Source organism: Lacticaseibacillus sp. YLM2-1, from assembly GCF_056583465.1.
Genome location: NZ_CM152617.1, coordinates 1,236,854 through 1,258,679, shown reverse-complemented (window position 1 = coordinate 1,258,679; position 21,826 = coordinate 1,236,854). Strand labels below are relative to the sequence as shown.

At 46.6% G+C, this 21,826-nt stretch carries 24 protein-coding genes; 6 read left to right on the top strand and 18 right to left on the bottom strand.

The features are described 5' to 3' along the window. Positions 1-190: 190 nt before the first annotated feature. The 5 genes from AC07KQ_RS06165 to AC07KQ_RS06145 all read right to left on the bottom strand — a co-directional run bounded on the left by AC07KQ_RS06165 (position 191) and on the right by AC07KQ_RS06145 (position 2,657). Positions 191-820: a glutathione S-transferase family protein gene (locus AC07KQ_RS06165; protein WP_003565073.1), complete on the bottom strand. Its 630-nt coding sequence runs from the start codon at positions 818-820 to the stop codon at positions 191-193. 48 nt (positions 821-868) lie between these two features. Next, entirely contained in the window at positions 869-1,153 is a 285-nt protein-coding gene (locus tag AC07KQ_RS06160) for an ArsR/SmtB family transcription factor (RefSeq protein WP_003565071.1), read from the bottom strand. A gap of 136 nt (positions 1,154-1,289) precedes the next feature. Beyond that, entirely contained in the window at positions 1,290-1,925 is a 636-nt protein-coding gene (locus AC07KQ_RS06155) for an NAD(P)H-binding protein (RefSeq protein ID WP_003565069.1), read from the bottom strand. Next, positions 1,922-2,239: a carboxymuconolactone decarboxylase family protein gene (locus tag AC07KQ_RS06150; protein WP_480156628.1), complete on the bottom strand. Its 318-nt coding sequence runs from the start codon at positions 2,237-2,239 to the stop codon at positions 1,922-1,924. The genes AC07KQ_RS06155 and AC07KQ_RS06150 overlap by 4 nt, the downstream gene beginning before the upstream one ends. A 1-nt stretch (position 2,240) precedes the next feature. After that, complete coding sequence (locus AC07KQ_RS06145) at positions 2,241-2,657, bottom strand: cupin domain-containing protein (RefSeq protein ID WP_003565065.1); 417 nt, start codon at positions 2,655-2,657, stop codon at positions 2,241-2,243. 114 nt (positions 2,658-2,771) lie between these two features. Here AC07KQ_RS06145 and AC07KQ_RS06140 point away from each other — a divergent pair, with 114 nt between their 5' ends. After that, the gene (locus AC07KQ_RS06140) at positions 2,772-3,650 is read left to right on the top strand and encodes a LysR family transcriptional regulator (protein ID WP_003565064.1); all 879 of its coding nucleotides are present in this window, start codon (positions 2,772-2,774) and stop codon (positions 3,648-3,650) included. 73 nt (positions 3,651-3,723) lie between these two features. On the opposite strand, the gene AC07KQ_RS06135 is transcribed toward AC07KQ_RS06140, so the two are convergent. Further along, a complete protein-coding gene (locus AC07KQ_RS06135) occupies positions 3,724-4,494 on the bottom strand; it encodes an ABC transporter permease (RefSeq protein ID WP_274990944.1) in 771 nt (256 codons plus the stop codon). Continuing rightward, positions 4,491-5,420 carry an ABC transporter ATP-binding protein gene (locus AC07KQ_RS06130; protein ID WP_003565060.1) on the bottom strand — a complete coding sequence of 310 codons (930 nt, stop codon included), beginning with the start codon at positions 5,418-5,420 and terminating at the stop codon, positions 4,491-4,493. The genes AC07KQ_RS06135 and AC07KQ_RS06130 overlap by 4 nt, the downstream gene beginning before the upstream one ends. Positions 5,421-5,816: 396 nt before the next feature. On the opposite strand from AC07KQ_RS06130, the gene AC07KQ_RS06125 reads away from it, so the two are divergent. The 3 genes from AC07KQ_RS06125 to AC07KQ_RS06115 all read left to right on the top strand — a co-directional run bounded on the left by AC07KQ_RS06125 (position 5,817) and on the right by AC07KQ_RS06115 (position 9,239). After that, the gene (locus AC07KQ_RS06125) at positions 5,817-6,494 is read left to right on the top strand and encodes a response regulator transcription factor (protein WP_003565058.1); all 678 of its coding nucleotides are present in this window, start codon (positions 5,817-5,819) and stop codon (positions 6,492-6,494) included. A 70-nt stretch (positions 6,495-6,564) separates the two neighbouring features. Next, positions 6,565-7,461 carry a sensor histidine kinase gene (locus AC07KQ_RS06120; protein WP_274990945.1) on the top strand — a complete coding sequence of 299 codons (897 nt, stop codon included), beginning with the start codon at positions 6,565-6,567 and terminating at the stop codon, positions 7,459-7,461. A 137-nt stretch (positions 7,462-7,598) separates the two neighbouring features. Beyond that, a complete protein-coding gene (locus AC07KQ_RS06115) occupies positions 7,599-9,239 on the top strand; it encodes a peptide ABC transporter substrate-binding protein (protein ID WP_016386480.1) in 1,641 nt (546 codons plus the stop codon). Positions 9,240-9,509: 270 nt separating this feature from the next. Here AC07KQ_RS06115 and AC07KQ_RS06110 read toward each other — a convergent pair whose 3' ends face one another. Further along, on the bottom strand, positions 9,510-10,322 hold the full coding sequence (locus AC07KQ_RS06110; RefSeq protein ID WP_274990946.1) for a PHP domain-containing protein: 813 nt from the start codon (positions 10,320-10,322) through the stop codon (positions 9,510-9,512). A 409-nt stretch (positions 10,323-10,731) separates the two neighbouring features. Beyond that, positions 10,732-11,259, bottom strand: a complete 528-nt coding sequence (locus AC07KQ_RS06105; RefSeq protein ID WP_003565050.1) for a TetR/AcrR family transcriptional regulator — start codon at positions 11,257-11,259, stop codon at positions 10,732-10,734. Positions 11,260-11,378: 119 nt separating this feature from the next. On the opposite strand from AC07KQ_RS06105, the gene AC07KQ_RS06100 reads away from it, so the two are divergent. Further along, a complete protein-coding gene (locus AC07KQ_RS06100) occupies positions 11,379-12,002 on the top strand; it encodes a transmembrane-type terpene cyclase (RefSeq protein WP_003565048.1) in 624 nt (207 codons plus the stop codon). Between the two features lie 109 nt (positions 12,003-12,111). Here AC07KQ_RS06100 and AC07KQ_RS06095 read toward each other — a convergent pair whose 3' ends face one another. The 8 genes from AC07KQ_RS06095 to AC07KQ_RS06060 all read right to left on the bottom strand — a co-directional run bounded on the left by AC07KQ_RS06095 (position 12,112) and on the right by AC07KQ_RS06060 (position 19,167). Beyond that, positions 12,112-12,840: a deoxynucleoside kinase gene (locus tag AC07KQ_RS06095; RefSeq protein WP_003565046.1), complete on the bottom strand. Its 729-nt coding sequence runs from the start codon at positions 12,838-12,840 to the stop codon at positions 12,112-12,114. A gap of 75 nt (positions 12,841-12,915) precedes the next feature. Continuing rightward, entirely contained in the window at positions 12,916-13,647 is a 732-nt protein-coding gene (pnuC, locus tag AC07KQ_RS06090; protein ID WP_003565044.1) for a nicotinamide riboside transporter PnuC, read from the bottom strand. Positions 13,648-13,908: 261 nt separating this feature from the next. Next, positions 13,909-14,844 (bottom strand): SDR family NAD(P)-dependent oxidoreductase, encoded by a 936-nt coding sequence (locus tag AC07KQ_RS06085; protein WP_003565042.1) that lies wholly within the window; start codon positions 14,842-14,844, stop codon positions 13,909-13,911. Between the two features lie 48 nt (positions 14,845-14,892). Continuing rightward, on the bottom strand, positions 14,893-15,723 hold the full coding sequence (gene msrA / locus AC07KQ_RS06080) for a peptide-methionine (S)-S-oxide reductase MsrA (protein WP_003565040.1): 831 nt from the start codon (positions 15,721-15,723) through the stop codon (positions 14,893-14,895). Positions 15,724-15,978: 255 nt separating this feature from the next. Then, positions 15,979-16,662, bottom strand: coding sequence for a histidine phosphatase family protein (locus AC07KQ_RS06075; RefSeq protein WP_003565038.1), 684 nt, complete (start codon positions 16,660-16,662; stop codon positions 15,979-15,981). A 102-nt stretch (positions 16,663-16,764) separates the two neighbouring features. Continuing rightward, on the bottom strand, positions 16,765-17,631 hold the full coding sequence (sdaAA, locus tag AC07KQ_RS06070; RefSeq protein WP_003565036.1) for an L-serine ammonia-lyase, iron-sulfur-dependent, subunit alpha: 867 nt from the start codon (positions 17,629-17,631) through the stop codon (positions 16,765-16,767). Positions 17,632-17,679: 48 nt separating this feature from the next. Continuing rightward, on the bottom strand, positions 17,680-18,345 hold the full coding sequence (gene sdaAB / locus AC07KQ_RS06065) for an L-serine ammonia-lyase, iron-sulfur-dependent subunit beta (RefSeq protein WP_003565035.1): 666 nt from the start codon (positions 18,343-18,345) through the stop codon (positions 17,680-17,682). Between the two features lie 219 nt (positions 18,346-18,564). Continuing rightward, positions 18,565-19,167, bottom strand: coding sequence for a DUF1054 family protein (locus AC07KQ_RS06060; RefSeq protein ID WP_003565033.1), 603 nt, complete (start codon positions 19,165-19,167; stop codon positions 18,565-18,567). Between the two features lie 70 nt (positions 19,168-19,237). On the opposite strand from AC07KQ_RS06060, the gene AC07KQ_RS06055 reads away from it, so the two are divergent. Continuing rightward, positions 19,238-19,678 carry a YueI family protein gene (locus AC07KQ_RS06055; protein ID WP_003565031.1) on the top strand — a complete coding sequence of 147 codons (441 nt, stop codon included), beginning with the start codon at positions 19,238-19,240 and terminating at the stop codon, positions 19,676-19,678. Positions 19,679-19,709: 31 nt separating this feature from the next. Here the strand turns inward: AC07KQ_RS06055 and AC07KQ_RS06050 are convergent, their stop codons facing one another. Then, positions 19,710-21,674, bottom strand: a complete 1,965-nt coding sequence (locus AC07KQ_RS06050) for a glutamate--cysteine ligase (protein ID WP_274990947.1) — start codon at positions 21,672-21,674, stop codon at positions 19,710-19,712. Between the last annotated feature and the right edge of the window lie 152 nt (positions 21,675-21,826).

Here is a 21,826-nt window from a genome sequence, read left to right as displayed (position 1 = left end):
TACTCCTTATTGTGATCGCAAAATAGGTTACTATCAGCAAAATTGATGGCTCTGTCTCACTCATTTTGAACATCAATGATCTGTAAAAGTACCGACAAGTTTACTTGAAGCATGAGTCTCGTTCAAGCAGACCTTGTCAATAGTGTCGTTCGGACACAAGAAAGACACAAGCGTCACTGCTTCACCCGCATTAACCATCAGTAACGCTGTGCGGCTTCCCTTCCACCCGCAGAACTTCCTGCACACTTGGCCGTTGTCGCATTCGCTCGTCAAAGGCCTTTAATTTTGGCAAATGATCAAATGAAAAATCAAGCCGGTGCATCCAATTTGTCATGACAAACAGATAAGGATCCGTCATTGAAAAATGCTGCCCCATTAGCCATGGTCCCTGAAACCGTGCTTCAACATAAGCTAGTCGCGGGGCAACTCGCTGCCACACCAACCGTTTGCTATCATCTGTATTAGGTAGCCAATTACCCTTCCGAAAAGGCGAAATAAAGTTTTTGTGGAGTTCTGTGGCAATATAATTGAGCCACACCCGCTCCTGCCAGTATTCATCTGTGGCATAATTGCTACCATCATTTTGTCGGGCTTGAAAGTCAATGTACTCTAAAATCACAGCGCATTCTGTTAAGTATTGTTCTGGCGCTATTTGCAAGGTCGGCACATAAGACTTGGCGTTGATTTGATCGTAATCGCCACCGCGCCAAGTTTTTTGATCTAAGTTCACCTTTTCCAACTCAAAATTAAGTCCCGCGTCAGTCAGTAGAATATGCGGCGCCATTGCACTGGTTCCTGAAGCATAAAATAATTTAAGCATGTGGTACATCTCCTTTATTCGATGAATATCGAACAAGCAAGCCAAAAATTACAGGGTCGCTAAAAACCCCGGTAAAAACCGATCAAAAGCTGCCGTATTGATAGACAGATACTTGATTTGTGCTACTTGGCGCGTATTCGTCAAGCCCGCTAACCGCATAGCTCGAAAATGATACGACACTGTCGATTTACTCAAATTTAACTGGGCACTGACTTCTGAGCACGTCAATTCTCGACCAGCATGATAAAGGATACGCAAAATCTCAATTCGATGCGGTTCACCTAAAACTTTAAAAATATTCGCCATTGTTTGATCTGCTTGTTCGATATTCATAGAACAAGCGTAATTCTTTTGATCCTGAATGACAACCCCAGTGCTCTAATCAGCTAGCATCAAGGTAACATCTCAAAAAACCACCGATCAATTCTAATTTGCGAATTGATCGGTGGTTCAGATGAATCATGCAACTTTAATAAAACGATGGTTTGTCCCACTCAGTCCCCGGTTCAACAACGCCAATATTTGCGTATTGGTATAAGCTAGGGTGTCTCACGATGGCAGTCACTAACTTCGCCACTGCTTGACGTGTTACCTGAGTTCCGCGCAATGGCTGGCCTTCTGGCACGATTTGATACTTTTCGTTGCCGTTTTCGTCGTATAACCATGTCATGCGAAGATAAGTGGTATTCAAGCCGCTGTCTAAGATCACCTTTGCGGCCTGTTTGTATGGTGTGTAATCTCCCATCATCCGCGCATTCCAGTTGCCAAACTTGCCGGCAACTTCATCGTCAATCCCAAGGCCGCCTGCGACAATCAAACGTTGGACACCGGTATGCTTCATCGCTGTGACAACATTTTGATTACCGACAAGACTGGAACTTGCCAGAAAAACGATGTCTTGATTCGGCATAACCTGTTCAATATCGGCTTCTTGATTCCAGTCGCCGTCAACCAACGTCACACGTGACTCACCTGCATATTGCCCTAACCGTTGCGGTGCTCGGCGGGCAAATAGCGTCAGGTTCACAGTTTTATCTGCCAACAAATCTGGAATTAAAAAGCGTGAAATCTGACTGGCAGCACCAAGTATGAGGACGTTTATCATTCGCCATACACTTCTTTCGCCAGATTAAACGCAGACCACGTCTTTGGCCAGCCGGCGTAAAAAGCGAGATGAGTGATTTCAGCAACGACTTCCTCTTTCGTCAGGCCGTGTTCTTTTCCTAATTGTAAATGGGCTTTGAGTTGTGGAAAATCGCCACTGGTCATAAGGCAAGCAATCGTGATCATGCTGCGATCATGGGCAGACAGTTCATTCTCTTTTGCCCAAACTTCCCCAAACAAAACATCGTCATTCAATGCAGCAAACTGTGGGGCAAATTTTCCCAACTGTTTGCGTCCTGCTGTTTGTTTTGCCATCTTATTTTGCCTCCGTTAGCTGCGCATAAGCTTGATCCGATACAGGTTCCAACCATTCACTAGTACCTTTGGTGATCGCCACATGACTAAACCAGCTGTCCTTAGTTGCACCGTGCCAGTGCTTCACGCCTTCATGAATCGTGACCACATCACCGGGATGCAGCAATTGTGCTGGCTTGCCGGCTTCCTGATACCAGCCTTCACCGCTTGTGACCAGTAAAATTTGAAACCCATTATGATGAATATGCCAATTGTTCCGGCAACTAGGTTCGAATGTCACATTGGCAACAGTCACATCGATCTCATCTGCCGCGGCGACCAAACCATTCAGATAACTGTTGCCCGTAAAATACTGTTGGTAAGCGGTATTAGCTTCACCTAAGCCGAATAGTCCAGCGTTTTGATTCTTGTCATTCATGACGAATGCCTTCTTTCAATGTTTAAGGTTATTATCGGTCCGATGGCTTAAAATGTATAATGCTTATATACTATATAGTATTATGATATTTCCTTATGTATCGGAGGCCTTTTCATGGAATTACGAACATTGCGCTATCTCGTGGCGATTGCCGACGCTGGCACGATTACGGCGGCTGCCAATGCCATCCATATTTCACAACCTGCTTTGTCGCGACAAATGCAAGAATTAGAAACAGAACTCGGTACAAAGCTGTTTAACCGAAAAAGTCGGGCGATCAGTTTAACCGCTAATGGGACGTATTTGGTGAATCGCGCCAGACAAATTCTCACGTTGACAGACGCTGCGGTTGCAGACATTGTCGATGACCATGCCGTCAGCGGTACGCTAGCAATTGGTCTTGGCGAGTCACGGCTTAATCAGATTGTGTTAAAGGCAGCGCAACAATTGATCGCTGCTTTCCCTGATGTGACACTGCAGCTATACAGCGGCAATGCCGATGATATTAAGGAGCGGTTAGATCATGGTTTACTTGATTTTGGGGTCGTGATTGATCCGGCCGACACGTATAAATATGCCTATCGCCGGATTCCAGGTGAAAATCGCTGGGGCCTGCTCATCCCCATTTCTGATCCGCTAGCGGCACAAACCGCTATTTCACCAGAAACGATTCGGGGTCAGGCGTTGATCGTTTCGGAGCGCGAACCAGTTGTCAAAATGCTCACTGATTGGGCCGGCCACGCCTTTAACCCTAATCAAGTCGTGGCTCGCTACAACTTGATTTACAATGCTGGTCTGCTTGCTCAACTCGGTTCCGGGTATATTGTCGGTCTCAGCCATTTAATCGGCCATGATGAAATGCAGCTAAAATTCATTCCCTTTTCTCCGACACTAACCACCAAGATGGCCTTAATCTGGACAAAAAACGTCCCAATGTCTGGCGCTGCTCAGAAATTTTTGGAAATTTTCAACCACTTAATCGAGACTGTTTAGCAAGCAACAAAAAAAAGATCCGCACAAGGCCAACTAGCCAAAATGCGGATCATTTTAAATCTTAAAAAGTCAGTTACAGTTCCTTGTTTCGCAACATTAATGCTGACGAGCCAATCATCACAACCAATAGCACTAAACTGACAGCGATGTACGGTGGCAATGCACTAACCTTCATGCCACCGACGCCGATATTTTGGGCGACGCCGAAGAAGTCGATATATTTAATCCAGTCCCACTCGCCGAGTACATGGAGCACGCCAATGATAAGCGGAAAGACCACCACCACGATGGCCGGGATCATAATTGATCCAGTTAATACCAGCAGGAAAACACCTATACTGAAAATCACACTCACAAAGAAGGTCGCGGCCACGAAACTCAGGCTAACGGTCCCAATCAATGTTGCCCAACTTCCGCCTAATGGCCGTCCAGCAACAAGTCCGGCCACCAGTGCGGTTAAGAAATTGACGGCGAATAGCAAGAGTAAGTCCAGTAACATCACCAAATACTTGGCTAAGACAAACTGTAACCGGGAGATACCCGAAATCAAGGTATTTTTGTAAACCTTTTGACTGAACTCATAGCCGAAAATAATGACGAACACGCCGATAAAAACGTAAAGTAGCATCGTGTCACCCATATTCGCCACTTTGATGCCAGTTAATATCGACCAAGATTTAGCCGCAACTTGGGCAAACTGATCACTGTCGCCATGAACCGTCACGCCGCCAACATTTTGTGCCAAGGTTGTCATGGCCGAGTAAATAATCGTCAACACAAACATGATGTACATGCCAATTGTATGTATTTGACTATAAAAATCGGCCCGAATTTGATTAATCATGCCTGCCCCTCCTGCTTCTCTGTTTGTCCCAGTAACTGCATGTAAAATTGTTCCAGTGACCCGGCTTGATGACTAATATCCTGAACACCCACGCCACTGGTCACAAGCAATTGGTTCACCCCCGCTGCATTAACTTCCGGTTGTCTCAACAAAAGATGATGATCGTCAATGATGTCAAAATCTTGATACCCATGTTGATCCAAAACCTGTGCTGCCAGTGCCGTATCATCAACGGTAGCCGCTAAGCCTGATTGATTGGCTTTATCCAGCTCAGCCTTGGTCAGTTGTTTGATCATCCGTCCATGATGAATAATGCCAAATCGGGTGGACACTTGATACAACTCACTTAAAATATGGCTGGAGATTAGAATGGTTGTCTGCTGCTCCTCGTTCAAGCGTTTCAATAATTGGCGAAATTCCATAATACCCGAAGGATCAAGGCCGTTAATCGGTTCATCAAGAATCAGAAAATCCGGACGCGGTAAAATCGCTAACGCCAAACCTAGTCGTTGTTTCTGTCCTAAAGAAAGATGTTTGACTTTGGTGGTTTGCTTCGCTTTGAGTCCCACAAAATCAATGGCTTCCGTGATGGCCTGTTTATCTTGAATGCCATGTTGAATTGCGCACAACCGCAAATTTTGGTAAACGGTCAACTTCTCAAACGCTGCTGGGCTTTCAATCACAGCTCCAATTCGACTAAGTGCATGTTGATAGTGACCAGCTTGCTCACCTAGTAATGTGACGGTTCCGTGCTGCATCGGTGACAAGCCGGTAATCAACCGCATTAAAGTAGTCTTACCCGCCCCGTTTTCGCCAATTAAGCCATAAATATCCCCTTTTTCAACTGTGAAACTGACCTGATCTAATGCCTGAAAACGTCCAAACTGTTTGCTAACATGTTCAATCGTTAACACTGATTGTGTCATAGCAATCTCCCTCCACCATTTTGTCACCGCTTTTTGCTTACAAAATCAGCTTAACGGGCCTTTCTTAACTGGCTATATAATGAATCCTTAATTAAACCTAAATTGTGAAAAACTGCTCTTATAGCTTACACTATTAGGAGAGAGCGTGAGCAGCCGCGGTTAGAAACCGGAGCATAAGTGGCCTCAAGTGCGATGGTCGCACTTTGACCATCGTACTTGAGGTCCTTATGTGCAGGTTTCTGCGGCTGCGAACGCGTTTAAGAGAGCGTGAACCAGCCCGGTTAGAAACCGGAGTGTAAGTGGCCTTGGCTGTGATGGTCGGGTTTTGACCGTTGCAGCCAAGGTCCTTACACGCAGGTTTCTGGGTCAGCGAACGCGTTTAGGAGGTGTGACAGCATGGGCAAAATCTTAATTGTCGAAGATCATCAAGATATTCAAGCCTTGTTAAGAGATGTATTATCACCCTACTACGCTGTGATCCAAGCTTATGACGGTATCAGTGCCTTAGCACAATTTCATCAGGAAGCACCTGACTTGATTATTCTTGACTTAATGCTGCCAAACGTCACCGGTGAAAGTGTTTTGACGACCATTCGCAAAACATCTAGCGTGCCAGTTTTGGTTCTTACCGCCATTCAAGACAAGCAAAAAACTGTCGCGCTTCTGCAACAAGGCGCCAATGATTATTTAACCAAACCGTTTGACATTGACGAGTTATTGGCTCGGGTTCAGGTGCAGTTGCGTCAAACGTTGCCTGCACCATCGGCTAAAGCACAAGATCACTTACAGGTTGGTGAAATCACGCTGAATCTCAAACGTCATGCGGTTACTGTCAACAATCAACCGCTGACCCTGCCGAAAAAAGAGTATGCGATGCTGGCGTTGATGATGCGCGATCCCCATCAAGTTTTCGACAAACAACAATTATATGAGCAGGTGTGGGGCGAGCCGTTCATGAACGCAGATAATACGCTGAACGTGCACATTAGCAATTTACGCACCAAAATCAATGATCTGGCAAAAGATCCGAAGTATATTGTATCAATCTGGGGCATCGGCGTTCGGTTGATATAGCTAGTTAGCTTCGGATCATTTTTAAGGATAACTGCTAGCAATCGAAAAATGTTTTTCAAAGGAGAAGGCTATGCTTGGTATCATCATCGGACTCAGCGTCATTTGTCTTGTATTGGCGATCACTCTTTTGTTGATCATCATCGATATCCGCCGTATCAATCGCGAACTTACCTATATTAATCACGTCGAGACTAACGCTGGGGTGACAACCAATACCAATTTTCCTTTGGTTCGTAAACTCGCAGCTGGGATTAATGACAATCTGAATGCCACCCGCCAGTTGCGGCTTGAGCAAATTGCGCAAGAAAAAAAGATTCATCAGATGTTGCTGAATTTGACGCATGATATTAAAACCCCGCTGACCGTCGCAACTGGCTACGTTCAACTTCTAAATCGCGATCCGCACGCCGACGCCAAACAATCGCTGGCCCGCGTGACACACAATTTGCGATCTGTTAATTACTACTTACATTACCTGATGGACTTCAATCTCATTCAGGAGAAATCCACGGCGTTAAAGCTAAAACCCATCAACTTATCAAAATTACTGGAAACCGAATTATTTGATTATTTTGACCAATTGACGGCCAATGGTATGGAGGTAACCCCAAAAATCGCACCCAATCTTGTTTTAACAACCGATGAGACGATGATGCGCCGAGTTTTCCAAAATCTTATTGGTAACTGGCTAAAATATGCCAAGAATCAGGCTAGTGTCACGCTCGTTCGCCAAGATGAGCAGCACTTGACCATCACCTTCACCAACAACACCGACAAACCACTCGCGAATGCTGACCAGCTCGTTGACAGGTTCTACACAACCGATTCGGCTCGGACAACCCAAAGCGTCGGCTTGGGTCTGAGCATTGTGCAATCACTCACCACCACGCTTGGCGGGAAAATGACGCTGCAAGCAGACAGGCAACAATTTGCTGTCACGCTCATCTTTCGCGACCACAACGTCTAAGATCACGCCTTTGCCTAGTCCATTCGTGAACTGGGTTTTTAAGCTGTCATTCAAAAAGCATCAGTTCATACAAAACACTTGCTTTTTGTAAGGAGATTGCTATTCTAGTAACAGCTTACAAATTGGAGGGGCATGATTTGAAAACACAACAAAAATGGCTTGTGGTTGCTGCTGCAGCACTCACTTTTGTACTGACTGCATGCGGTACCCAATCGAGCAAGGACAGTTCTAGTTCCAGCAAGCAACAGGTCTGGCACCGAATGGAAGCCGATGTGTTGCAAACGCTTGATCCAAGTAAAGCATCTGAAGGTGTCTCTGGACAGGCTATCATTGATACCATGAACGGGTTATATAAATACTACGGTCACGACCTGCAACCAGCCATGGCGACCAAAATCGTGAAGCCGACAAATAATGGCCTCACCTACACCTTTACGTTACGCAATGCCAAGTGGAGTGACGGCACCCCGGTCACAGCCCAAGATTTCGTTTTTGCTTGGCAGCGAACCGTTGATCCAGCTACCAAGTCCACTCAGGCCAACATGTACTCTGGCATCAAGAATGCGGACGACATTCGTGCAGGCAAAAAGCCGGCAACAGATCTGGGCATCAAGGCTATTAATGATAAAACTTTAGAAGTCACGCTTGAACACCCGATTCCTTACTTCAATAGCTTGTTAAATAACGTTGCGTTTTTCCCGCAACCTGCTAAGAAGGTTAAGGCATGGGGCGCCAAGTACGGTACCAAGTCGCAATATACTTTGTCGAACGGTGCTTTTAAATCCAAAGGCTGGACCGGCACTGGCGATAAATGGACAGAAGTTAAAAATACCAACTATTGGAACAAAAAGAATGTTCATTTGACGCAAATTGACGTTCAGGTAGTCAAGGATACCAATACGGCACTTGACCTATATCGCACTGGTAAACTTGACGATGCCAATTTAACCGGCCAGCTCGCTGCCCAACAAAAGGGCAAGAATGGTTATGTTGCCACTAAACGGGCCCGGACTTACTTCCTTGAATTAAATGAAAACAAGGTCCCGGCATTCAAGAATACCAAGATTCGCCAGGCCATCTCCATGGCGATCAATCGCGACTCTTTTGTTAAAAATGTGTTAGCCGACGGTTCTATTGTCGCCCGTGGCATTACCCCGGCTGATCTCAGCCAGTTGCCGGACAGCAGCACCGATTATGCGACAGCGGTCGCCAAGAACACGAAGGCCATCACGACTTACAATAAGAAGAAGGCTCAAACATTGTGGGCAGAAGGCCTGAAAGAAGTTGGCACCAAAACAGTTGATGTTGAGCTGCTAGGTGATGATGTTGATGCAGTCAAGGCAACTCAAGAATATCTTCAAGGTGCTTTGCAAGAGAATTTGCCAGGCCTCAAAATCAGTATCGCCAGTGTGCCAGCTAAGAACCGTCAGCAGCGCGCTGCCACCCACGATTTTGACATGGTCCTCAGTACTTGGGGGGCGGATTATCCAGATCCCAACACCTATCTCGATTTGTTCACGAGTAGCAGTGAATACAACCATGGCCAGTGGCAAAATGCTGACTATGATAAGCTCATGGCTAAGAGTAACGGTGCGGATGCTAACAACCCGACTGCCCGCTTCAAGGACATGACTGAAGCTGAACAGTTGCTGGTCAATCAAGCCGGTGCCATCCCGCTGTATCAACTCGTTGCAGCACGCATGGTTAATCCGAAGATCCATGATCTGAAGACGAGCCCGGGCAACAGTTTCAACTTTGTTTACGCCTATCTGAAATAAGCGCTTCACGGCGTTTTGAAGAAACAATCTAGGCTAAAAAATCCTTTGCCGTGCCAAACTCCGCAATCTCCGGCCAGCTGGGGCTGGAACGCTGTGTTGTTTGCACGGCTGAGCCCCATCTGGCCTACGATTGCTCCGCCTTGGCACTGAGATCTTAAATCCCGACAGTTATCTATGAGAAAACGAAAGACGCCCGATTTTCCATGCAAATGGAAAAATCGGGCGTCTTTATTTTTCGAAGCTGTGAATGATGTCCTCACCCTGTTGCCATTAATAAGCATTATCATCATCAATCACTGGCGGCTCAATCGGTACCATTGTCCGCTGATGTTGACGATACGTGGCGATTTCTTTTACCCCGTGACGTTTAAGCATCGCTAGCGCATCAGCAAAGTTTGCCTCGTATTGCGGTCCTTCATGCGCATCACTGCCGATGGTAAACAAGTGACCACCCGCTGCCTGATACCAAGCAATCGCCCGATCATACAACGGTGCATTGTCCCAGCGATACATCGACTTCGTATTCAACTCCAGCGCCAAGTCATTTTCGACGGCGATGGTAAAAATCTGATCCAGTAGCGGTTTACCCCATGCCTCAAGCTGTTCCGGCGTGACGTCAAATCGGCGCAGTGCATAATCAAAGTGCGCCAAGACGTCAGCATCGTGAAATTGTTTGAGGCCTGCAAGCATTCGTTGAAAGTAATCTTCAAGCTGCTTTTTTGCTGGTGTAGATGTCAATTGCTCATCCAGATAATCGTAATGACCATCATGATGAAAACTCAGAAGTGTCAAATCAAAGTTATGGTTGTCCAAGTACTGTCGGAATCGAGCATCGGCAGGAGCAAAATAGCCGGCTTCGATTCCAAGCAAAAGCTGGTTAGGAAACTTTTCAGCCAAAGCCGCCTGTGTTGCCTTCATTCCAGCATAGTCGGGCAGATTATCCCGGCCGCCATCATCAGGATTATCAAACTCTAGATGTTCCGTTGTCACGACAGGCGCCTTGGTCTGCGTTAAGTAATCACGGAGTTGGGCTTCGGAATCAAATGAATACAAGGTATGCATGTGCTGATCATAAATTGTCACGAATGAGTTCCTCCTTCTAGTGGGATCAGAGTCCCTTACCCTACTGACAACCAATGCTAGTTAGGGTCTCGAACCATGGCTTCTTATACCATAAGCATATCATAGACTGAACTTGTGATCGAAAATATGTGAAGACTAGAAACCAGTTCAGTTAGAAATCAATGTGTACGTCGCCTTATGAAGATGGCTGTTTTTGGGCAGTGCGCCCAAGGGCCTTGCACGCAGATTTCTGCGAGTGTGACCGCTTTTGTGGATCAACTACATACTTCGAAACAAGAGCTGGCTTTGCGACAATTGAAAGTTGTAACAGCAAAGCTAGCGTATTGATGCTGATAATCATGCCGTGAATGCCAAAAGTTGAACTGCTACCCTGTGATTTCTAAACCAACTGTCAATGGCTGTGATTAACTTATCTATAACTTAGCGCTAACTGCTTGCCTAATACCGATGGGTTGGGTCGGTTAGGATCCTTAATCCATTCAATCAAAGTATAATAAAGTCCTCCGGCAAGCATCAATTTTGTATATTGATCAGGCATATTAACTGTGTGGGTCGTATTCTTACGAGTCAACATTGAAAAAATTGTGTCGAGATATGTTCTGAATGCATACATTAACAAGTAAGTACGGTCATCTCGAATCAAACTATTCACAAATAATGCATTCTGACCAAAAAAGCGAAAAAAGCTTTCAAAAAAATCTTTGAGTTTTAATTCGTGATGTGCTTGAAGCTCATTGATGTATGCACTAAATAGACCGTCAAGGTAGTATTGAAGAACGGCTTCTTTAGATGCAAAATTTCGGTAATAGCTAACAGTAGCGACACCCGCCGCCTGTGTAAGTGAAACAATTGTGATGCTGTCGAATGAATGACGACTCAAAAGTTCAATAAACGCCTTAGCTATTTGGTTTTTAGTCCGCTTTTGTTTGGGATTCATGATATACCTCCCATTAATTGATACTTACAAGTTAATATTGTAACAGTTATTAGCCACGAACGTTTTTCTTTGATCTTTTCAGCGTTATGCTGATGCAAGTTCAGTTAGGAGGAAGTTTTATGGCACTCGCATTAACATTAATTAGTGGCATCAGTTGGACACTTGTGTACTATTTTCTCATTCGTAAAGGATTCAAAGAACATACTTACGGTATGCCATTATGGGCATTAGGATTAAACATTGCTTGGGAAACAACTTATGGTATCAATGGTTTTATTCATCCAAACGGTTCTTCAGCACAAAGCGTCATCAATATTATTTGGGCATTGTGCGATGTCCTGATTGTTGTCACTTACTTCAAATATGGTAGGAAATACCAGCCAGTAGAACTTCAAAATCACTATCGATTACTAGGCATCTTTGTTTTAGTCGTTTCATTTATCGTCCAGATACTTTTACTCAATTATTTTGGTGTTCACACAGGAGCACGGCTGTCAGCCTATCTTCAAAATCTACTGATGTCGATATTATTTTTAAACATGTTATTCATTCGGCACGGTGTTGAAGGTCAGTCAGTTGCTATTGGTATCACAAAGTTTATTGGAACATTAGCCCCGACAATCCTGATGGGAGTTATCGAACCAAATCCGCTTGTTTTGACTCTTGGTATTCTGTGTGCCATTTTTGATATTCTGTATATCATTTTGTTAATGGTCAAGCAAAAGCTGATTGCACCAAAATAGCCGCTTACCGATGGTGTCCCCAATGTCCACCAATTAAAAAACGACCTGCGCAATTCCCGAAAAACTGATGATTGCACAGGCCGTTCTTTTTTAACAATTTAACTAGAAATCATGCAAACTTAGAAATCGGCCCATCTGCATGTTGCGCTTGCAACGCATCAAACGCTTGCGGGGATAATTTGCCGAGATCAACAAGCTTGGTTTCAATTTGATCTAACACACTGGCACGGTCAGCTGCTGAGTGCATAAAGTCATAACGATCACGATCAATTGTAATCATAGACGAGCGCGTATAACCCTTCGCCCAATCACGATAAGCTGTGTTGACACGCCGATAGTAATCGACCAACTCCGGCTTTTCGCGAATATCTTCCATATCGCGACCACGACTTTGAATTTCGTCAATTTCGTGATCTGGATCAATTTTCAGATAAACTGCTAGATCAGGAAAACCGTTCCAAGGACTGCCATTGACATTACTTTGCATCTCTTGAGACAGTGTCACATAAACGTTGAAATCAACATCATCAATTTCACCGTGTTTATGCAACTGCGAGGCCATCACGAAGTCTGATTCAAGCGAAGAATCCATGATCGCGTTTTCTTGGGTCACAGCCTTCTTCAATTGCTGGTAACGGAACGTGAGAAATGCAATCTGCAACATCGCGCCGGTTCGCTTACGACTCTCAACGCCTGCACCATAAAATTTTTGCAACATATTGGCGATCATGCCATTACCTTCAACATCTTCATAATATGCCGGTGCCTGCATATCTTCTGACAAAACTTTTGTCAGCGACGTTTTTCCTGCACCAATACTGCCTAAAATGTAGATCACAGATCTCGCTCCTCAATTATGTTTATTATGTTGCGCCAACAACAAACATTACCACAAACACAGCTAAAGCACCACTTAGATCGTTTTTAGACCCAGCTGCTTGCGGCCCCGATTGAACCATGGACTAACCGTGAAGGCCAAAATATCATTAATGACGTAAATGCTGGCATTAATCGCCATCGCTAAACTGGCATCCCCTTGCGCAAAAGTAATGGCCCATAAAACGAGCTGAGCCACGCCACTGAACAACCACCAGAAGTATTGATTGTTGTATCGCAGGAAGCAAACAATCCCACCAGTCAATGAAATCGCAAAAGCCATACCATCAAAAATTGGCCGCGGATCATTGGTAAACTGGCCGATCAAATAGGCGCTGACCGCCCACACAATCAACGTGAAGCCAATTGACAGCATCCATTTCTGGGCATTGAATGTCTTCAAGTTGTTCTTAGTATCATCATTCCAAGTCCGAACGCTAATCAAAACTGGCAAATCAAGTGTCACCACATAGGCTAGCTGTTCAAACATTGATAGATAATTGCGGGCGATAAAGCCGACATAGATAAAACATGCGGCACTCAAAAGACCTAACCACCCATTGACTGCTTTAGTGGCATTAATGGCCAAGACGCAAAGCACACCCAAAGTTGTCCCAATAAAAGTAATGATAGTCACGGGGGTTATCTTAGCATCTACAAGGGTCATCAACTGACACCCAAAAGCAAACCAGAACAAATAATAGTTCTGCTGCGGCCACCCCTTCAACTGATGCATCAACCAACTAAAATAATTCCCAGATGTTTGCACAAACAAGACTCCCTTAAACTTTCGTTTTCGTTGCATTGACAACGACCATGCTCTATTATGCAACAAATTTTTTTAAATGTAAGTCTTGAATATACAATATATTGGTGTTAGCGAGTGTACTCACCACTACATGTGCCATTTTAGGTGAACCGCTTACACAACGCTAATCACAGCAAAAATAGCATGGGATCAGCAGAAATGATGCTTTTGGGGCATTAGCAAAGTCGCTTCTTAGAAAATCTAACGTGCCCAAAATGGCAGTCATACACCAGTTACATTGCGTGAAGCCCGATATAAACGATCAAGCAACTTCTGATCGTGTAATTCGGGCCGCTGATTCCAAGCCCATAATGCCGGGTAACCTCGCAAACCACGCCATGCATGTGGTGCATAAATCACGCCGCCTTGCGCATTGGGATCAGTTGCGGCGTACAGTGCTGGCAATGCCGCCTGATCTGGCGACTGCCGGAGAAACGGCAGCAAGCGAAAACTCAACGCACCCATTCGCATCAACCACGCAGTTTTCCTTGAGCTGATTGTTTTCAAACTCGTTGCGGCTAATCCCGGACTTGAGCCAGTCACGGTCACCGACTGTCCTGCCTCTGTCAATAGCTGATTGAGCTTAACCACCATCATCGCTTGCGCCAGCTTGGTAGTCGTATAAATCGTCCAAGGGCGATAGTCATGGCCATCAAACTGATTAAAGGTCAAATGTGGTCGACCCATGGCGATTGAGGCAACGTTAACCACACGGGCATGATCCGATCGCAATAGTAGCGGCATCAGTTCGATTGTTAAGATAAATCCGGCAAAATAATTCACTGCCCACATCAGCTCGAGACCGTCACGGGTCAAGGTACGTTTAGCGGGCATCATCACACCGGCATTATTGATTAAAATATCCAGCTTAGGAAGCATCCTCAGCAGGCGGTTGGCTAAGTGTTTAGTGGCTGCTTGATCCGCCAGATCAGCGCCCATAAACGTGACATTTTGTTGACCGGTTTGCGCCCTTAACTTGGCTGCAGCAGTGACGCCTTTTGATGCCTGTTTGCCAACGATGATCACCGTCGCCCCGTGCCGCAACAAAGCAGCACTCATTGCAAACCCAACTCCGCTGGTACCACCTGTTACCACCGCATAGCTGCCGTGAAGATCAGGCATATTCTTTTGCGTCCAATGTCGTATCGGTTCCCGCATAGGCCACTACCTCCGTTTCAACAACAACTGCCATTTGACTGCAAGAATTTATGCGTTTTTACGCCGTTTCAACATCACCCGCAGGTTGCCTTGTGCACGCTGAAATTGAAGAAATTGGCGGCGCGTCCGTTCAACCATCTGGTAGCGCTTCGGATTCTTTTTATAAAAGTCTTGATGATAGTTCTCGGCTGGCCAAAAAGTCGCAACAGGTTCAATTGCAGTGATGATTGGCCGCAAATAACGCCCAGAAGCAGCCAATTCAGCCTTAGCCGCTTCCGCTATCTGGCGTTGCGTATCGTCTTTGGCAAAAATCACAGGACGATATTGACTGCCGCGATCTTGAAATTGCCCCAGTGCATCAGTCGGATCAGTTAACTGAAAATAAAGCGCCACTAATGCCGCGTAGCTCATTTTGCGGGTATCAAAAATAATTTCAACGGCTTCAACATGCCCGGTATAGCCGCCGATCACTTGTTCATACGTGGGATGTGCGCTATGCCCGCCAGTGTACCCCGAAGTGACTGCGGTGATACCAGGCAAATCGACGAATGGTTCAACCATACACCAGAAACAACCGCCAGCAAAAATGGCCCGCTCCTGAAACGGCATGTCGCGATCAAAATGGGCACTCAAATCTGTCTGCACAGCCCCTGCTGGATCACCGGTCTCCGCTCGATAAAAGTCAGCCACATCCGGGGTCAGGTTATCACGCATCGCCAATGGCCGCAAAGATGATTCAAGTTGCGCCCAGCCTTCCGCCACTGGTCGCCCGGCCTCTACCAAATGTTTGGCCTGGCGCAATTGTTCGCGCTCAAATGCACGCGTTCTCGGTGCAAGCATCAAGTTAGTCACCTTAGCTAAAAATACGTCTTGCTCCATGTCACCAGCTCCTTTTGAATGTGCTTATCAACTTAACGACGATGAATAAGCTTGTCTATTTTTACTAAGTTATCACGGTCACAAAAACTGTGATGGCCCATATCTTAAGGACAAGTATACGCGCGAATGGTGAATTTCGATAGCGCACAATCTTTTTACTCTGATGAACTTAACCGAGCCACCTAACATATAGACAACTGTGCACCTAAAAAAGCATCCATAGCCGTCTTGCCTACAGATGCTTTCCCAATATTTTTACGATAATTCTTCTTTTAATCCCTGATCACGAAACTCAGTGTTGTCCATCCAGTCAACCTTAAATCGCCCGTTGTCATAGGTAACCTTGCTAACACTGGCATTCGTGAGTTCGGTCCGATTTGGCAAATCGCCACCATGCGCTCGCAACCACAGGAGACTGGCCGTGCCATGGCTGACGACCAACACATTGGTCTCATTCGCAGCTTCTGCGGCTGTCACAATTCGGCGCATGGCAAAATCATACCGAGAAACCACTTGTTGCGTATTCTCAGCTTGATTAGTTGCATCAGCTGCGTGTATCCCATCAGGAATCGCTTCCAGCGGCATTTTACCGCTGCGCACAAGAATGTGATAATCCGGAACACCAAAAACCTCCTGTGAAACATCTTTTAACGATCGTCCTTCAAAAACGCCATCATTTTCTTCACGCAGTCCTTTGTCGGTTTCAATTGCCAGCTTTACCTGCATGCCCAGTAAAATTTGTTGCGCAGTTTCCTGTGCTCGAAGCAGATCACTGGCAACGACTCGGTCGATCATCAAACCGCTTGCCCGCAACCCGCGGCCCAAAGCCAATGCCTGTTTACGGCCACGCGCATTGAGTTGCGAATTGGTGATACCTTGAATTAACTGGCTGACATTACCGGCTGTTTCCCCATGACGAACAATATAGAAATGAATCACGAGCTCCTCCTGTGTTTCCGTTTAAACTGCAACTGACGCTAACACCCAGCTTGGGGCATCTCCACAAATATCACGCCCTGAAATAGCCAAGACTGACAATGATTATTTACCGAAAATTTCCGCTTTCAAACGCAATCCAGTTGGGGTGGTTGCTAAACCGCCTTCGCCTGTTTCCCGTAAGGTCGCCGGTAATTGCATCCCAACGCGATTCACCGCCTCAATCACTTCATCAGCCGGAATGACACTGATGCAACCAGCCAACGCCATGTCAGCGGAAATCATCGCCTGACTGGCGCCCAGCGCGTTGCGTTTTACACACGGCACCTCGACCAAGCCAGCGACTGGATCGCACACCAGCCCGAGCATGTTCTGTAAGGTAATCGCAACCGCGGTCGCTGCTTGCTCCACCGTCCCGCCATTAGCTGTCACCAACGCGGCCGCCGCCATTGCACTCGCTGAGCCGACTTCCTCTTGGCAGCCGCCTTCTGCACCAGCAATCCCGGCATTATTGGCAATGACCAAGCCAAACGCACCGGCTGTAAAAAGGAAATCCAACTGTTGATCGTGACTAAGATGCAACCGATCGCGCATGGCAAGCAAAACGCCAGCCAGAACACCAGCTGAGCCTGCTGTTGGTGTCGCACAAATCAAACCCATTTTGGCATTGACTTCGTTGACAGCAACCGCATTGCGAACAGCCTCCATGATCGGCTTGCCGCTCATGAACTGACCACTGGTGACATAAGCGTCTAATTTCTTCGCCTCGCCGCCAGTCAAACCGGTAACACTTTTGACACCGGCGATGCCTTCTTTGACGGATCGTTCCATCACTTCCAGATTGCGGCTCATAAGATGGCGAACTTGTGCCTCCGTCCGTGTCGAGTTTTCAACCTCGGTATGCACCATTAACGCAGCAACAGATGGAAACGCGTGACTTTGTTCAATCAATTCTTTGACGGTATAAAACATAGGCGACTCCTTTATCAAAACATCAGGGACAACAATTAAGAACGACTGTCATTCGAAGTAAGTGACATTCACCATATGCGGCAATTGTTTCAACTTAGCCAAAATATCATCTTGATAGTCGTCTGTTTCAATAATCATGATCGCCTGCTCGCCTTTTGATTCGCGAGTCACAGTCATGGTACCGATGTTAATACCAGCATCGGAAAAGATTTTCGTCACCTGCGCGATCATCCCGGGAACGTCTTCATGAATTGTAATATAAGTTGGCTGCCCCATACTCAGAGAAATCTTAAAGCCATTGATTTCAGTAATCTGAATATTACCGCCGCCAATCGATACCCCAGTCACGGCTAGCCGGTGGTCGCCTTTTTGCAGCACGATATGCGCTGTGTTTGGATGATCAACTTTGTCGCTTTTCGGTACAAAGCTAACCTTAATGCCTTGATCATAGGCAAGCTTCATTGATTCAGGTAGATGCGGATCATCCGGCGCCATGCCTAATAATCCTGCGACCAAAGCCACATCTGTCCCGTGGCCGCGGTAAGTCTTGGCAAACGATTCATACAAGTAAATCGTGATCGTTTCTGGTGCTTCACCAAAAATATCGCGAACCACTTTTCCAATTCGGGCGGCACCTGCTGTATGGGAACTACTTGGGCCGACCATCACTGGACCGATAATATCAAACACACTATGAAATCGTACATCTGGCATGGCTTTTCTCCTTTAACATGATGCAGTTTGCTAGCTAATCCAAGTGGTGAACTAGGCAAAATAGGCGTTCGCCAAAACTTTACCAACACGCGCAGGCGAGCAACACCACAGTGTGATTCTACCACCCTAAACATGGCGGCGGACAGGTTTCGCTGAATTCTCGCGGCATTCTCATACAAAGCATTCAAAATGATCCATTTGCAGGCGATCACCCCGACATTAGACGTTTTGAACCAACTGATCAAACATTGGTTTAAGGGCGACAACCCGCTGTTGTATGTCCTGCCAAAGCCGCACGGGATCTGCCCAAATCGGATCATCTGCCAAATAAACTTTTCCTAGAAGGAACTCCGCCTTTTTAATCGTCTGAAATCGAGCCCTAACTGTCGCTAAATTGGCTGAAGTCAGTGGTAACATAGCCTTATCTGTATGCTCCCCTGCCACTTGCCATTTTCCCGGTAAGGTTGTTGCCATCGCGGTGATCCCCGTCAATACCCGCGACGCCGGCTTACTTTCACGTAAAACTGACAGCCACAAGAAGAGCCGATCATCCCAAAAGCCGAGCGCCAGATGCGGCACCATTTTGTAACCGCGTGAACTGGTTGAAAACGCGACCCAGGTATTCGGCGGCGGATTGCGATAGCGACGTTGATGCTTCGCAATGTGCGAATAGATCGCCTGCTGATCTGTTTGCAGCAGCGGCACAATCACCGTGGCGGCCTCAGCAAACTTGGGATCCAATTGTTCGCGAATCAAATGCATTCGTGTCGCCAGCGTTGTCGCCTTAAAAACGGCGAAATCTTCAAGTGTAAACAGAACCACAACCTCTTTTCCAAGACAAGAACATGTTACAATGAGGGCATATGAATGCGTTTAAAAGGAGGCACCATTAATGTCAGACGATAATATGCAGGAACATCTGAACAGTGCGATTTACGGTCCCCCGCAGACCAAACCCGATGAACGTCGAGCCTATATGGGCTCTTTGCGAGAACGTGTTGCTCTACAGGTCACCAATCAAGCATTGGCAGACCCCAAACGACAAGCGCAGGTGCAGCCTTTACTCAAAGACTTTCACGCTCATGGTTATAAAGCGTTGCTAAACGGGAAACTCGATAATGCCATCACAGGCCCCTATATGAAAATGCTCACGGATGCGAATGTGCCATTCACGCTGGTGGCTAATGAAACCGCGCAAACAGCCGACAAGGCCGCTGGATTGCTGATTGTTGCCGACACGGCGATTAATCAATCGAATGTTGATCTGCCACCACTTGAGCAAGATTCTGAAAAGCCGAAAAAACGTGGCTTTGATTTTTTTAAAAAGTTATAACCAACATCTGCCGAACATGACGGCAGATGTTTTATTTTTCGCTAAACAGATACGTGAGTAAAGCAGGTGCAATTGAATGCGCCGCGCCCATATCTGGTTGTTGTGGCAACATTAAGTCGGGAATCGGATCGACACTGATGATGATAGCTTGGCCTTCATGCTCAGCAGCATAGGCGTCATAAAGATTATCAATCACGATATCAACGGCGGCAATCGGCAATTCAAGCGCATCAGCAGCGGCAACCGCAAGTTGGTTGTAGCTTGGATCGATTTCGGTTGTAACATCATAAATATCGCCACCTGTTTGCGGGTGCGCCGCAGAAGCAAGGAAAATCTGCTGACCGCGCCGCAAGACAGTATTCATCGTAACCGATTGTAACTTCAACTGCCGATTTGCTGTTTCGTCAAGTTTGAGCTGCCGTGCATTCGGCCGCTTACCATTTTTCAACGCAATCAATTCTTTGATTGATTTACGACCATCGCCAACCACATTGGCAGCGGCATTTTCCAACACACTTACCACACGGCGACCTATAACAGTAAAATGATACGTTGTTCCCCGCCCCATCATCTCGACCAATACGCCGTGATCTTGGTTAGCAGCGTGAAAGGCTTTGGCGAATTGTTTGGCAGTCGGCGGCACCGCAAATTGCTCAACAGCAAGCCCATGACTACGCTGTTCAGGTTTCACGACGATACTTTTACGGGCAAAGCTTTGCTCAAAAGCAGCTTTAGCTTCGGGCCAACGTGTGAACTTGGCGCCTCTGGCAACAGGTAACCCAGCCGCCGCTAACATCTTTTTGGCGGCCTGGCGATGTTCTGCTACCACCATGGCACTAGCAGGTGTGCGACTAGTCAACGCACCGTCAATCAACACATGGCGCTGAGTATCACTGGCAATCTGCAGAATGTTCTGTTCCCGATCCAGCAAGGTCCACTGATACCCGCTATCAATCACTGCCTGAAGCAAGGCTTGACTGTTGCCTGACAAGTTACTGAAGCCCGGCAAATCTTCTTCCATTGACAAATCTGCGTGGGCTTGCGTTGCTAACGGTGTTTGAGCTGCTGAAATATCATAATAAGCCGCCGCCACCTGACCCGCAATCGTCGTTTCTGGCTTCAGGACTCGACTTTGCATCAACTCAAAAGCTTGTTTGCGTTGCGGTGTGAGGCCGACCTGATTCAGCCAGACCGCCATGGCATCAATCGGTGCTGTCAAACTCGCGACCGGTGCCGTGGGATCGCCAGCAGCAATCTTCTGTGCTTCTGCCAAACTATGCCGGCGCACCTCAGCCGCCGCGGGCAATGGAATCGCTGGTTGACTCAAAGCAAACCAGCAACTGTCGATTAAAAAGTTCAACATTTGTTCCGTAACACCGCTCGCCGCATAAGGATCAAGTTCCACTGCAACATCCAAAGCCAATGTTCGCGCTAAGTGATCAGGGTCACTGACCTTTTGAACCAGTTGCCGTTCCTGATCCGGCGCAGGCCAAAATGCCCGGCCGTTTTTGGCCGGTGAAGCGGCAAAGAGATAAGTCAGTAACGGCAATTGTGTGATCAACCCATCAGCGACCAAATCATAAATTTGATTCCGGTACGTTACATAATCAGGGCCATTCCCTTGAAAATTTTCCGCCGTATAAAGCCGCTCAAACAACACTTCCGGCAAAACAATGCGAATGCGCTGATTATTTTCCAATCCGGTGGTGAAAACCGGCAGCTTGCCGTTTTCTGGCAGCGCTGCCCAGACGCGGCTGAGTCCCGCACGCAAATACGCCACAACTTCGCTGGGATCGTCTAAAAGCGGTGTCGTCAACTGTAACATTGTAGCCGACACCTGCTGCACCAACGCATGCCGACTCGCATTCGCCCACACTGGCAGCTGCTCGCCTTCCGCCAACACCGGCTTCACCGTCCGAATCACCCCAATCCGAGTGTCGTCCCGTAAGCCAAACAAGTTATTTTTCTGGATCAGTTGCCAATAATGATTCAACATGTGTCATTCCTTTATTTGATGATCTAGAATTAGATTAACACGCAGACAACAAGAGCGCGAGCTGGCGCGATCAGAAACCGGAGCGTAAGCATCCCCGTGCAACAACAACCGCCTATTTTCAAGTCACATCTCTATGCTAAACTAAGTCAATC